This window comes from Vibrio sp. 1401 (genome assembly GCF_033340295.1).
Map to the genome: position 1 here is coordinate 37,740 of NZ_JAWOWF010000038.1, position 14,015 is coordinate 51,754.

Annotated in this window: 13 protein-coding genes; 10 read left to right on the top strand and 3 right to left on the bottom strand. The window is 44.3% G+C overall.

The features are described from left to right. Nucleotides 1-128 precede the first annotated feature (128 nt). Together R7Z77_RS17610 and alr are read left to right on the top strand one after the other, a co-directional pair. Nucleotides 129-1,529: a replicative DNA helicase gene (locus R7Z77_RS17610; protein WP_318136776.1), complete on the top strand. Its 1,401-nt coding sequence runs from the start codon at nt 129-131 to the stop codon at nt 1,527-1,529. A 13-nt stretch (nt 1,530-1,542) separates the two neighbouring features. Then, nucleotides 1,543-2,619 carry an alanine racemase gene (gene alr / locus R7Z77_RS17615; protein WP_031777284.1) on the top strand — a complete coding sequence of 359 codons (1,077 nt, stop codon included), beginning with the start codon at nt 1,543-1,545 and terminating at the stop codon, nt 2,617-2,619. A 38-nt stretch (nt 2,620-2,657) separates the two neighbouring features. On the opposite strand, the gene R7Z77_RS17620 is transcribed toward alr, so the two are convergent. Next, nucleotides 2,658-3,077 carry a secondary thiamine-phosphate synthase enzyme YjbQ gene (locus R7Z77_RS17620; protein ID WP_005381271.1) on the bottom strand — a complete coding sequence of 140 codons (420 nt, stop codon included), beginning with the start codon at nt 3,075-3,077 and terminating at the stop codon, nt 2,658-2,660. Nucleotides 3,078-3,383: 306 nt separating this feature from the next. Here R7Z77_RS17620 and pgi point away from each other — a divergent pair, with 306 nt between their 5' ends. Continuing rightward, nucleotides 3,384-5,036, top strand: a complete 1,653-nt coding sequence (gene pgi / locus R7Z77_RS17625; protein WP_005381270.1) for a glucose-6-phosphate isomerase — start codon at nt 3,384-3,386, stop codon at nt 5,034-5,036. Nucleotides 5,037-5,135: 99 nt separating this feature from the next. Here pgi and R7Z77_RS17630 read toward each other — a convergent pair whose 3' ends face one another. Both R7Z77_RS17630 and zur read right to left on the bottom strand, forming a co-directional pair. Further along, the gene (locus R7Z77_RS17630; protein ID WP_005381269.1) at nt 5,136-5,597 is read right to left on the bottom strand and encodes a chemotaxis protein CheX; all 462 of its coding nucleotides are present in this window, start codon (nt 5,595-5,597) and stop codon (nt 5,136-5,138) included. A 9-nt stretch (nt 5,598-5,606) separates the two neighbouring features. Next, entirely contained in the window at nt 5,607-6,071 is a 465-nt protein-coding gene (zur, locus tag R7Z77_RS17635; RefSeq protein WP_005381268.1) for a zinc uptake transcriptional repressor Zur, read from the bottom strand. Nucleotides 6,072-6,392: 321 nt separating this feature from the next. Between zur and dusA the strand changes: the two genes are divergently transcribed. The 7 genes from dusA to R7Z77_RS17670 all read left to right on the top strand — a co-directional run bounded on the left by dusA (nt 6,393) and on the right by R7Z77_RS17670 (nt 13,396). After that, nucleotides 6,393-7,373, top strand: a complete 981-nt coding sequence (gene dusA, locus R7Z77_RS17640; RefSeq protein WP_017821727.1) for a tRNA dihydrouridine(20/20a) synthase DusA — start codon at nt 6,393-6,395, stop codon at nt 7,371-7,373. A 164-nt stretch (nt 7,374-7,537) separates the two neighbouring features. Then, nucleotides 7,538-7,753: an envelope stress response protein PspG gene (pspG, locus tag R7Z77_RS17645; RefSeq protein WP_005381266.1), complete on the top strand. Its 216-nt coding sequence runs from the start codon at nt 7,538-7,540 to the stop codon at nt 7,751-7,753. A gap of 98 nt (nt 7,754-7,851) precedes the next feature. Beyond that, nucleotides 7,852-8,511 (top strand): TIGR04219 family outer membrane beta-barrel protein, encoded by a 660-nt coding sequence (locus R7Z77_RS17650; protein WP_005381265.1) that lies wholly within the window; start codon nt 7,852-7,854, stop codon nt 8,509-8,511. Nucleotides 8,512-8,668: 157 nt separating this feature from the next. Continuing rightward, the gene (locus tag R7Z77_RS17655; protein ID WP_005381264.1) at nt 8,669-8,899 is read left to right on the top strand and encodes a hypothetical protein; all 231 of its coding nucleotides are present in this window, start codon (nt 8,669-8,671) and stop codon (nt 8,897-8,899) included. Between the two features lie 117 nt (nt 8,900-9,016). Next, complete coding sequence (locus tag R7Z77_RS17660; RefSeq protein WP_005381262.1) at nt 9,017-10,888, top strand: assimilatory sulfite reductase (NADPH) flavoprotein subunit; 1,872 nt, start codon at nt 9,017-9,019, stop codon at nt 10,886-10,888. Beyond that, complete coding sequence (gene cysI / locus R7Z77_RS17665; RefSeq protein ID WP_005381260.1) at nt 10,888-12,624, top strand: assimilatory sulfite reductase (NADPH) hemoprotein subunit; 1,737 nt, start codon at nt 10,888-10,890, stop codon at nt 12,622-12,624. The genes R7Z77_RS17660 and cysI overlap by 1 nt, the downstream gene beginning before the upstream one ends. Then, a complete protein-coding gene (locus tag R7Z77_RS17670; RefSeq protein ID WP_005382748.1) occupies nt 12,617-13,396 on the top strand; it encodes a phosphoadenylyl-sulfate reductase in 780 nt (259 codons plus the stop codon). Before cysI ends, R7Z77_RS17670 begins: the two co-directional genes overlap by 8 nt. Nucleotides 13,397-14,015: the final 619 nt, after the last annotated feature.

The following is a 14,015-nucleotide window of genomic DNA, read 5'->3' on the forward strand; positions in this document are numbered from 1 at the left end:
GGAAGAACCAGGCTATTACCCGGGTGGTTCACATGATGATTTCTTAACAAGTAATTGTCGCTTCGGGGAAGCATCTCAGTTAGGTTAAGGTTATAATCGTGGGTCAATAGTAGTTATCGAGCAAAGTCATGGCGGAAAACAGAAATCGCAAACCTTCAGACAGTCAGGTCGACGCAATCAAAGTGCCACCTCACTCACTAGAAGCCGAGCAATCAGTAATTGGTGGTCTTTTACTGGATAATGAACGTTGGGACACCGTTGCCGAACGTGTTGTGAGCAGTGATTTCTATAGTCGTCCACACCGCCTGATTTTTGAAGGTGTAAAAACCATTCTTGAAGCGGGTAAACCTCTCGATCTTATTACTTTATCGGAATATCTAGAGCGTCATGAGTTGTTAGAAGATGTAGGCGGTTTTGCTTACCTCGCTGACTTGGCGAAGAATACGCCAAGTGCAGCTAACATCAATGCGTATGCTGATATTGTCGCTGAGCGTGCGATTGTTCGTGGCCTTATTGGTGTCGCGAATGAAATTGCGGACGCGGGCTATGACCCTCAAGGTCGTAGTTCTGAAGATTTAATAGACATGGCGGAGAGTAAAGTTTTTGCTATCGCCGAGTCTCGAACTAGTGAAAACGAAGGACCACAAAACGTCGACAACATCCTCGAAAAGACGTTAGAACGTATCGAGTTGTTGTATAAAACGCCACAAGATGGTGTTACCGGGGTCGATACCGGTTTCACCGATCTCAATAAGAAAACCGCAGGTTTGCAAGGCTCTGATTTGGTGATTGTCGCAGCGCGTCCATCGATGGGTAAAACGACCTTTGCAATGAACTTGTGTGAAAATGCGGCCATGCAACAAGAAAAGCCCGTACTTATTTTCTCGTTAGAGATGCCAGCTGAACAGTTGATGATGCGTATGTTGGCCTCTTTGTCTCGTGTTGACCAAACCAAGATCCGTACGGGTCAGCTAGATGACGAAGATTGGGCGCGTATTTCTTCTACTATGGGTATCCTGATACAGAAGAAAAATATGTACATTGATGATAGCTCTGGTCTAACTCCGACCGAAGTGCGTTCGCGCGCTCGCCGTATCGCTCGTGAACATGGCGGTCTATCTATGATCATGGTCGACTACCTTCAGTTGATGCGCGTGCCTTCGTTAACCGATAACCGTACTCTTGAGATTGCTGAGATCTCTCGCTCTCTTAAGGCGCTGGCAAAAGAGCTAAATGTGCCTGTTGTGGCACTGTCGCAGCTAAACCGTTCCCTAGAGCAACGTGCGGATAAACGACCAGTAAACTCGGACTTACGTGAATCCGGTTCCATCGAGCAGGATGCCGACTTGATCATGTTCATCTACCGTGATGAGGTTTATCACCCAGATAGTCCGTACAAAGGTACGGCCGAAATCATTATTGGTAAACAGCGTAACGGTCCTATCGGCTCTGTTCGCCTCACTTTCCAAGGTCAACATTCGCGTTTCGACAACTACGCGGGTCCTGCATTCGATATTGATGATGAGTAATCCCATGAGCTATATGAAAGCGGCCAAGGCGTGCATTGATTTGTCTGCGTTGCAGCACAACTTACAGCGCGTAAAAGCTCAAGCGCCACAAAGTAAAGTGATGGCTGTCGTCAAGGCCAATGGTTATGGTCACGGATTACGTCATGTCGCAAAACATGCTAACCATGCGGATGCGTTTGGTGTGGCTCGTATTGAAGAAGCATTGCAACTGCGCGCTTGTGGAGTAGTAAAGCCGATTCTATTGCTAGAAGGTTTTTACTCTCCTGGTGACTTACCTGTTCTTGTGACGAACAACATCCAAACCGTGGTGCACTGTGAAGAGCAGCTTATCGCCTTGGAGCAAGCAGACCTTGAAACTCCGGTTGTCGTGTGGCTGAAGATTGACAGTGGCATGCACCGCCTTGGGGTTCGTCCTGAACAATATGACGAGTTTGTAACGCGGCTGAAGGAGTGTCCAAATGTAGCGAAACCGTTGCGTTACATGAGCCACTTTGGCTGTGCAGATGAGCTGGATAGCGATATTACCCCACAACAGATTGAGCTGTTTAAATCGTTGACTTCTGGTTGCCAAGGGGAACGTTCACTGGCGGCATCTGCTGGGTTATTGGCATGGCCTCAAAGCCATTTAGATTGGGTTCGTCCGGGTATTATCATGTATGGTGTGTCGCCATTCGATGACAAAACGGCGCAAGATCTTGGGTATCAGCCTGTCATGACACTTAAATCCCACCTTATTGCGGTACGTGAAGTGAAGAAGGGCGAAAGTGTTGGCTATGGTGGTATTTGGACCAGTGAGCGAGATACAAAAGTTGGGGTCATCGCTGTAGGGTATGGCGACGGTTACCCAAGAAGTGCTCCAAACGGTACGCCGGTGTGGGTTAATGGCCGTAAAGTACCTATTGCAGGTCGAGTTTCCATGGATATGCTGACGGTCGATTTGGGACCAGACGCAACGGATAAAGTCAGCGACGAAGCGATTCTTTGGGGGAAAGAGCTCCCAGTAGAAGAAGTGGCGGGTCACATTGGTACGATTGCGTATGAACTCGTGACTAAGCTAACGCCTCGCGTCGAGATGGAATACTCCAAATAAACAACGAAAGGCTAACCCAAGGTTAGCCTTTGTTTTATCTACTCACCGTTAATCGTAGCAATAACGCGGCGGCCGCCACCAAAGTCTCGATGCTCACCCAAGTAAATACCTTGCCATGTTCCTAAAGCTAATCGACCATTTTGGATTGGTACCGTCACACTACTGCCAAGTAGTGATGCTTTAATATGTGCCGGCATGTCGTCGTCACCTTCATAGGTGTGCTGATAATAAGGAGCACGCTCTGGCACAAACTTATTGAAGTGCGCTTCCATGTCCATACGCACGGTTGGATCAGCATTCTCATTTAAGGTCAAACTGGCGGAGGTGTGCTGAATAAATAAGTGTAATAAACCTACTGAAAGTTCGTTTATTTGTGGTAATTGTTGTTCAATTTCATCAGTTATCAGGTGAAAACCGCGGCTTCTCGCTTTTAATTGCAGTGTTTTTTGTGCCCACATACGTGTTCCTTTGGAAATTTATAAATTGGCGTCTATCCTATTCCAATTAGAGCCTGTCATTAGTAAATGATATGATTCTTGTCATCGTAAATGAATTGTTCAATTTCAGGGCAGGGAACGTGACCTAACTCAATGTGAGTGTAAAAGCTCTCGGTCATAATTGGCGCCTGAAAAAAAATTACAAAGACTTGTTTTGTGGCAATTTGCCCAAACATCTAATTTATATTCTATTTGCTAAATCGGGGATTCCACAGTTTTCGCTAGACTGTAAGGAATGGAACCTACTGTAACATCGGGATAAAGACCATGTTGAAAAATATCAATCCAACGCAAACACAAGCTTGGAAAGCGCTAACTGCGCATTTCGAATCTGCACAAGATATGGATCTTAAAGAGCTGTTTGCTCAAGACGCAGCGCGTTTCGACAAATACTCTGCACGTTTCGGCTCAGACATCCTAGTCGATTACTCAAAGAACCTCATCAATGAGGAAACTCTGAAGCACCTGTTTGCTCTTGCGAAAGAGACCGAGCTGAAATCTGCAATTGAAGCGATGTTCAGTGGTGAAGCGATCAACCAAACAGAAGGTCGCGCTGTTCTTCACACTGCACTACGTAACCGCGCTAATACTCCAGTTATGGTAGACGGCGAAGACGTAATGCCAGCAGTGAACGCGGTTCTAGAAAAAATGAAATCATTCACTGAGCGCGTTATCGGCGGTGAATGGAAAGGTTACACAGGCAAAGCAATTACTGATATTGTGAACATCGGTATCGGCGGTTCTGACCTTGGCCCTTACATGGTGACGGAAGCTCTAGCGCCATACAAAAATCATCTAAACCTTCACTTCGTATCTAACGTTGATGGTACACACATCGTTGAAACGTTGAAGAAAGTTAACCCAGAAACGACGTTATTCTTGATCGCGTCTAAGACGTTTACAACGCAAGAAACCATGACTAACGCGCACACTGCTCGTGATTGGTTCCTAGAATCTGCGGGTGATCAGGCTCATGTGGCTAAACACTTTGCTGCGCTTTCAACAAACGCGACAGCCGTGTCTGAATTTGGTATCGATACAGCGAACATGTTTGAATTCTGGGACTGGGTTGGTGGCCGTTACTCACTATGGTCTGCGATCGGTCTATCAATTGCACTAGCAGTAGGTTTCGACAACTTTGTTGAGTTGCTTGATGGTGCTCACGAGATGGACAAGCACTTCGTATCAACAGATCTAGAAAGCAATATTCCAGTGATTCTTGCTTTGATTGGTATTTGGTACAACAACTTCCACGGTGCGGAGTCAGAAGCTATCCTACCTTACGATCAATACATGCACCGTTTTGCAGCATATTTCCAGCAAGGCAACATGGAATCAAACGGTAAATACGTTGACCGTGACGGCAATGCTGTAACTTACCAAACAGGCCCAATCATTTGGGGTGAACCAGGTACCAACGGTCAGCACGCGTTCTACCAGCTAATTCACCAAGGTACTAAGCTTATCCCATGTGACTTCATTGCACCTGCAATTAGCCACAACCCAGCTAGCGATCATCACCAAAAACTGATGTCTAACTTCTTCGCGCAAACTGAAGCTCTAGCGTTTGGTAAAAATGAAGAAACCGTGAAAGAAGAGTTGGTGAAAGTAGGTAAGAATGCTGAAGAAGTGGCAGCGATTGCGCCATTCAAAGTGTTTGAAGGTAACCGTCCAACAAACTCTATTCTAGTGAAGCAAATCACGCCTCGTACGCTAGGTAACTTGATCGCAATGTACGAACACAAAATTTTCGTACAAGGTGTTATCTGGAATATCTTCAGCTTTGACCAGTGGGGCGTGGAGCTAGGTAAACAACTGGCTAACCAAATCCTACCTGAGCTTGCAGACGAGTCTCAAATCAGCTCGCATGACAGCTCAACAAATGGTCTAATCAACGCATTTAAAGCGTTCAAAGCTTAATGTTTGAATAGATAAAGAAAAGGTCAGCAAATGCTGACCTTTTTATTGCCTGAGGCAAAAACAAAATAGGTTGGCCAGTGCCAACCTATTTTTTCTCTTTTATTCGAAGCAAATTTCGATAAAGGCATTTCCCCATTGGGAAGAGAAAGGCATGATAATAATTGAGCCTTCACACTTGTGGCGAATCGTATGACCTCGGCCCGAAACCACAACCGGTGTTGCCATATCAAAGTCAAAACCACTTTCCGCCAGAATGCGTTTCGCACCACCAGTAACCATGTTGGTGATCTCACCCACCATATCGGTCACTTCTTCATTGAGCCCATTTGGACGTTCACCAAGCATGTTCTGCATGATTTCTAGGGCGAGTGCTTCATCAAAGGTGATCGACATTGAACCACGAGTTTGTGGGCCTACCATACCAATCAGACCAGAAACGTCACCTCGTGCGATCTCATCTTTTTTGATTCGCGGTTTTTGTGGCTTCAGCTCAAGAGAAGCCATAGTTTTTAGCACGTTCATTAAAGAAGCTAAAAACGGGTTTACAAATTCAGCGCGCATAACGTTCTTCTATACTTTTTCTTTCGTCTCGGAGGAACAGGCCTGGCATTCACCATGAGTTTCAATAACTTGGTTGGTCAGTTTGAATCCATGCTTCTCGGCGTTTTCGGCTAACAAGGATATCAGCGTCTCATCTTCGAGTTCAACGACATCACCACATTTATCGCAAATTAGTAATTGGAAAAAGTGCTGCTGAGTATTGAAAGAACAACAAGTAATAAAGCTATTTGTCGATTCCACTCGGTGGATGAAGCCTTGCTCTAGGAGAAAATCTAATGCTCGATAAACAGTGGGCGGCTTAGCCTGAGGCTCACTCTCTTTTAGTTGCTCCAATAGCTCATACGCACTTGAGGCGCGGCGATTAGAACAAATGAGTTCAAATACGCGTCGGCGTTGCGGAGTCAGTCGTACTCCACGCTCTGCGCAGATACTTTCAATTTGTTCAATGATTGTTGGGTTCAAACCTTTCACCATAACTATCGGACGTGCTCTATGATAAATCATTTCTATACGAAGTTCGTTTAGAAATGCTTCATTTTACCCACTATCAAAACGAAAATCATGAATTAAAGCAAGTCGGTGGTGGTGTGAAGGCGGAATAATCATCACAGAATGAATCAACGAATGACAGATTCGTATTACTTCTGCGTATTCCTAAGCACTTGGCTAGTCAGCCAACCAAATCATTCTCGCTGAAACTAGCACCCAGAGGTGCTTGGGTATACAATACCCGACTTATTTTTTGAGCGTACTGCTGCGCTCGACCTTGGCAACATAAAAACGGGTGTTTATATCATGACTCATTCTTGCAGGCTCTCCGTAGCACCAATGTTAGATTGGACTGATCGTCATTGTCGCTACTTCCATCGCTTAATGACCAAAGAAACCCTGTTGTACACTGAAATGGTGACGACAGGTGCGATCATTCATGGAAAAGGAGATTTCCTGGCTTATAACGAAGAAGAGCATCCGTTAGCCCTTCAACTTGGTGGTTCAAACCCAGCAGATTTGGCTACGTGTGCCAAGCTAGCGCAAGAGCGTGGCTACGATGAGATTAACCTAAATGTGGGGTGTCCATCTGACCGCGTACAAAACGGTCGATTTGGTGCTTGCCTAATGGCTGAACCGCAGTTAGTTGCGGATTGTGTCGCAGCAATGAAAGACGTGGTCGATATCCCTGTAACAGTCAAGACTCGCATTGGTATTGATGATCAAGACTCTTACGAATTCCTAACGGATTTCGTTTCTATTGTTTCAGAAAAGGGTGGCTGTGAGCAGTTCACTATCCACGCACGTAAAGCATGGTTAAGTGGTCTAAGCCCAAAAGAAAACCGTGAGATCCCACCATTGGATTACCCACGCGCTTACCAATTGAAGCAAGACTTCTCACACCTAACGATTGCGATTAACGGTGGCGTGAAATCATTAGAAGAAGCAAAAGCACATCTTCAGCATCTTGACGGTGTGATGATTGGTCGTGAAGCATACCAAAGCCCATATTTACTGGCATCGGTAGATCAAGAGTTGTTTGGCTCTAATGCTCCAGTGAAGAAACGCAGCGAAATTGTTGAAGAGATGTATCCATACATTGAAGCGCAATTAGCGAAAGGTGCGTACCTTGGTCATATTACCCGCCACATGTTAGGTTTGTTCCAAAGCATGCCCGGTGCTCGTCAATGGCGTCGTCATATCAGTGAAAATGCGCACAAACCAGGTTCTGGTCTAGAAGTATTGCAAGACGCGCTAGCTAAGATTCCAAAAGAATTGAATGTGTAAAATTCGCCAGTGAATGGCTAAAATTACCAACTAAAGAATGATAAAGCCAGAGTGCAGAAATGCCTCTGGCTTTGTTTTTTTATTAAAAATCATAATCTTAACTTCGTTTCTGTAAGTTGGTATGGAAACTGCTCTGTTTATTGAAAACAAATGGAGAAGTGATTATGTTGGAGCTAATCTTTATTTTAGTCTTTGCGGCGACCTTGTTGGTTACGGGTATCACAATGATGACCGTATTCGCAGCAACTGGTATTGCGTTAGTTGTGATGTTTTTACTGGGAATGGTTGGAGCGGTACTTAAACTATTACCATGGTTAATCGTGATTGCATTGGGTATTTGGTTCTTCAAGAATTACGTCGCTCAGCCCCGCTATAAATAATGAGTAACATCATTTAGTTGATGGAGAGGCGTGAGAATATGGTATATTTCCTCTCACGTCCTCTACGTGAATATCAGCTATCTCGGAGTAAATACTACATGACAAATAAAGCGAACATCGCTTTAACGGCATTATCGTTGGCAGTATCTTTTCCTGTTTTTGCAGAGTACTCTGTATCGACAAAAGTCGGCGCAGAGGTATGGGCTGCCGACACTAAAGTTAATGAAGTGAGACGAGATAGCAGTACCGCAGGCACTTTTTACGCGGCGATTGAACATGATGTTAAATACGTCCCTAATGCGCGCCTTCGTTACTCAAGTGTTGATGCGGATTACATGGGGTTCGATAAGCTCGATTTAACCTTGTATTACCACGTTCTAGAGCATGATTTATTGCACTTTGATGCGGGTCTCACGTTTAGTAATTTAAGTGACACTAAATACATTGATGCTGGCTCAAGCAGGCGTGTAGAAGAATTTGATGAGCTGATTTGGGCTTGGTATGGTTACGCAGAAATTCAAGTTCCGGATACAAACTTTGATGTGATTGGTGAGATAAACTTTGGTGACAACAAAGGTATCAAAAGCACCGATTTCATGGCAGGTGTTCAATACAATGTACCGCTCGAAAAAGCTCGACTGGCTTTTCGTGGAGGTTACCGTGTGATTGATTTAGAGTCCGATAAATTCATGTCGGATCTAGGGAAAGAGTTTATTTTTGCTAACGGCTTCTTTGTGAGTGCGGAATACGCGTTCTAAACTCAGCCATGTTAGATATTCGATTTACTTAAAACGTCGCTTTATAAGCGGCGTTTTTTTATATCACTTCATTATATCTAATCGAAATTTCTCCCTATTTGGCTGACTTAGACCATGCTTACCTAGGAGCAATGTGAAAGTTAAAACAGGGATAGCGATGACAATAAATGAACTAAGACATCTATTCCGTGAAAATCAGCTTATCGAAGCGATTATTGAGCCTGCAATCCAAGAGGGTGGTTGGGTTGTAGAGTTCAGACATGCGCGCGGTGGTTTTGTTTTTCTAACGGACAGTCACGGCGAAGAATGTCTTTATGAAGATTTGGATACTGCGTCAAAATCGGCAATGGCAGTAGGCTTTCAACAAGTCCGCATTGAAGATCGATGAGCAAAAAGTAAGCCGTTCTTACTTCCAAAAAGTTATAAAACATTCACTTCTATTCTTTCTTGTTATTAAGGAGAGTGGGTACTCTATCGTCACGCAATGAATAGGGATGTCGTGATAATGTCTTTTCAAAAGAATGAGTATTCTCACAAGAATGTGTCTGAAGATAATAATGGGCAAGGAGGAAATCCTCCAATCGCAAGCCCTCTGAATGACCAACAAATTAGCTCACTCCAACAAACTGTCTCTGAGTTGTCTTCACAGCAACTTGCTTGGGTCAGTGGGTATTTTTGGGGATTAGCTCAAAATCAACCAAACACAGCGGTAACGCCAATTGCACAAGCAACGGCAGCCGTATCAGCGAAGCCAGCAGGTAAGTTGAGTATTATTTTTGCTTCCCAAACGGGCAATGCTAAAGGTGTTGCTGAAGCTCTGGAACAGGAAGCAAAAGCAGAAGGAATTGCAGTCGAACTTTTTGATGCAAGCGATTACAAAGGTAAAAACTTAGCCAAAGAAACGCATGTCATTATTGTGGCATCGACTAACGGCGAAGGCGAAGCGCCAGACAATGCCATTGAGCTACATGAGTTTTTGCAATCGAAGAAGGCTCCTAAGCTGCCAAACCTGCAATATGGTGTTATTGCATTGGGAGATTCTAGCTACGAGTTCTTCTGTCAGACCGGTAAAGACTTCGACACTTACCTATCAAAGCTAGGCGCGACTCCATTTATCGAGCGTCTTGATTGCGATGTGGATTATGAAGCCCCCGCAACTGAATGGCGTAAGAATGCGTTAGACAAGGTAAAAGATACACTTTCTTCTGGCTCTGAAGCGGATGTGGTTCAACTTCCTGTGGGTCAAGCTGCGACTGCGCACTCTCCTTACAATAAACAAAATCCGTACACTGCGACGTTACTGACCAGTCAAAAAATCACGGGCCGTGACTCTGGAAAAGACGTTCGTCATATAGAAATCGACTTAGAAGGCTCGGGCTTAACGTATCAGCCAGGTGATGCACTAGGTGTGTGGTTTGAAAATAGCTCGGAACTTGCAAATGCCATTCTTGGTAAGGTCGGTTTGTCTGGGGTTGAGACTGTTGACGTTGATGGTGAAAGCTTGTCAATCCACAGTGCTCTCGTGAGTAAATATGAAATCACAACATCTAACCCGCAGCTCATCACAAAGTTTGCCGAGTTATCCGGTAGCAAGAAGCTACAAAAGTTAGTTGAAGATAAAGATAAGCTTCGCGAGTACTCTGCAAATACTCAAATCGTTGATGTACTGGCAGAAAAGAAAACCAAGTTAACCGCAGATGAGTTGATTGGTTTGCTTCGTCGTCTTACTCCACGCCTTTACTCTATTGCATCAAGCCAAGAAGAGGTCGATGAAGAAGTACACCTAACGGTTGCTTTGGTTGAGTACGAACAAAACGACGAAAAACGATATGGTGGTGCGTCTAGTTTCTTAGCTCAGCGTCTCGAAGAGGGAGATGAAGTTAAAGTATTTGTTGAGCATAACAACAACTTTAAACTGCCGGAAGATGATAGTACTCCAATTATCATGGTTGGTCCTGGCACAGGGATCGCACCATTCCGTAGCTTTATTCAGGAACGTGAAAACCGCGATGCTGAAGGCAAAAACTGGTTGTTCTTTGGTGATCGCACGTTCACTCAAGACTTCTTGTACCAAGTGGAATGGCAAAAGTATCTCAAGTCAGGAGTACTAAGCCGATTGGATGTTGCCTTTAGTCGTGACCAAGTAGAAAAGGTTTACGTACAACATCGCATCTTAGAAAACGCAGCTCAAGTGTGGCAGTGGATCCAAGAAGGCGCTTATATCTATGTCTGCGGTGATGCAACGCGTATGGCAAAAGATGTGCACGACGCATTGGTTATCGTTGCTGAACAAGAAGGCAAGATGCCGCGTGACGATGCAGAACAATTTATTAATGACCTACGTAAAGCGAAACGTTATCAGAGGGATGTTTACTAATGACTTTTTCTACGGACAATAATAAGCAGGTTGTATTAGGTGAAGAGTTAGGGCCGCTATCTGATAACGAGCGCCTGAAGCGAGAAAGCAACTTATTACGTGGCACTATTGAGCAAGATTTACAGGACCCTATTACAGGTGGCTTTACTGCCGACAACTTCCAGTTAATTCGTTTCCACGGTATGTATCAACAAGACGATCGTGATATCCGTAATGAACGCACAAAGCAAAAACTGGAACCATTACATAATGTGATGCTTCGTGCTCGTATGCCTGGAGGCATCATCACGCCAACGCAATGGTTAGCGATCGACAAGTTCGCAACGGAGCACTCTTTATATGGAAGTATTCGTCTGACGACTCGCCAAACGTTCCAGTTTCATGGGGTATTAAAACCGAATATTAAGTTGATGCATCAAACGCTCAACAGTATTGGCATTGATTCGATTGCAACCGCGGGTGATGTAAACCGTAACGTGTTGTGTACCACTAACCCAGTGGAGTCAGAGTTACACCAAGAAGCTTACGAATGGGCGAAGAAGATCAGTGAGCATCTATTACCAAAGACGCGCGCTTATGCAGAGATTTGGCTAGACGGTGAAAAAGTAGAAAGCACGGAAGAAGACGAACCGATTCTAGGCAAGAACTACTTACCACGTAAGTTTAAAACTACAGTGGTTATCCCACCGCAAAATGACGTAGATGTACACGCTAACGATCTCAACTTCGTAGCGATTGCAGATAACGGTAAGCTGGTAGGCTTTAACGTCCTGGTCGGCGGCGGCTTAGCGATGACGCATGGCGATACATCAACTTATCCGCGCCGCGCTGACGACTTTGGCTTTATTCCGCTGGACAAGACACTTGATGTTGCCGCAGCTGTAGTAACAACTCAGCGCGACTGGGGTAACCGTTCAAACCGTAAGAACGCAAAAACCAAATACACATTGGATCGTGTAGGTAGCGATGTCTTTAAAGCGGAAGTCGAGAAACGTGCTGGTGTTAAGTTTGAGCAAAGCCGTCCATATGAATTCACAGAACGTGGTGACCGTATTGGCTGGGTAGAAGGAATTGATGGTAAATATCATTTAGCGCTTTTCATCGAAAATGGTCGCTTATTAGACTTTCCAGGTAAACCACTTAAGACGGGTGTTGCTGAAATTGCCAAAATCCACAAAGGCGATTTCCGCATGACAGCAAACCAAAACCTAATTGTTGCGGGTGTACCTAAAAACGAAAAAGCGAAGATTGAAAAGATCGCTCGTGAACATGGCTTAATGGACGACGGCGTAAGTGAACAGCGTAAGAACTCAATGGCTTGTGTTGCTTTTCCAACTTGTCCGCTAGCGATGGCAGAAGCTGAACGTTTCCTTCCTCAGTTTGTTACTGATGTTGAGGGGATTCTGGATAAGCACAACCTACCAGAAAATGACAACATCATTTTGCGTGTAACTGGGTGTCCAAATGGTTGTGGTCGCGCAATGTTGGCTGAAATTGGTCTAGTTGGCAAAGCGCCGGGTCGTTACAACTTGCACCTAGGTGGTAACCGTGCCGGTACTCGAGTACCAAAAATGTATAAAGAGAACATCACGGATAAGCAAATCTTAGAAGAGATTGATCTGCTGGTGGCTCGATGGTCGAAAGAGCGTGAAGAAGGCGAAGCCTTTGGCGATTTCACTATTCGTGCTGGCATTATCCAAGAAGTGCTCGTATCAAAGAGGGACTTTCATGCTTGATTCTGTAGCATCCAAGCTGGAGCTCACAGAGTTACTGACATTAACAAAGACGGAGCAAATCCTCCGTCTTGCTCAAATTAATGTCGAGCTCGAAAAGCTTTCAGCACAAGAGAGAGTAGCGTGGGCTTTAGATAATCTAGAAGGCGAGTTCGCGGTTTCTTCTAGTTTTGGTATTCAAGCCGCGGTTATGCTTCATTTAGTTACTCGCGCCAAAGCGGACATCCCCGTCATTCTAACCGATACTGGTTACCTGTTTGCTGAGACGTACCGATTTATCGATGAGCTGACAGATGCTCTCAACCTAAATTTAAAAGTTTATCGAGCCAAGGAAAGTGCGAATTGGCAAGAAGCTCGATATGGAAAATTATGGGAGCAAGGCGTAGAGGGAATTGAAAAATACAACAAGCTCAATAAAGTTGAGCCGATGCGTCGAGCGTTAAAAGAGCTTAATGTTGGAACGTGGTTCTCTGGACTGCGTCGAGAGCAAAGTAAATCTCGTGCAGGTTTACCGATTCTATCAATTCAGAACGGTGTGTTTAAATTTCTACCAGTAATTGATTGGACTAATAAAGACGTTCATTACTACTTAGAACAACACGGCCTTAAATACCACCCATTGTGGGATGAAGGTTACCTTTCAGTTGGTGATACACATACTACTCGTAAATGGGAGCCGGGAATGTCAGAGGAAGAAACTCGATTCTTTGGCTTAAAGCGAGAATGTGGCCTACACGAAGATGATGGCTCTGAACAAGATGGGTCTGGCATATAGCCATAATGCTCTTTAAATAGAGTTTAGGTTAAGTTTAATAAAGATAGCTGCAATAAAGCAGCTTTCTTTATTTATGGTACTTGAAAAACACGTCTCAAAGAACAATTCTGTGGATAAGTTGTGTGAGAGTTTGGGGTAAAGTTGAATAAATAAAGGTTTGATCGAAAACTCATCGTTTAACCATTGTTTTTGCAATTTTTGAAAAATAACACTTGCCAATGTGAGCGCGATCTCTATAATGCCTCCTCGTCGACAGGGCAAGGCCTCACAAGGGGTTAAGCGAAGTTGATAAGGCTGAAAAGAAAAACGAAATAATTTGAAGAAAGTGTTTGACACAATAAATTATCTCGCTAGAATGGCCGCCTCTTCCCAAGTGATGTCAATCACAAAGAAGAGTTGCTCTTTAACAATATAGACCTATCAATCTGTGTGGGCACTCGTTGATGATAATCCAATTAGATACCTCGGTATAAAATTAGGTTTCAATGAAACGAAGTGACCATTGAATCTTCGGATTCAGCACAGTCAATTCAAACATTACGTTATGTAATGTTCAGTATTCATTGAGCCGAACAAAATCTTAAATTGAAGAGTTTGATCATGGCTCAGATTGAACGCT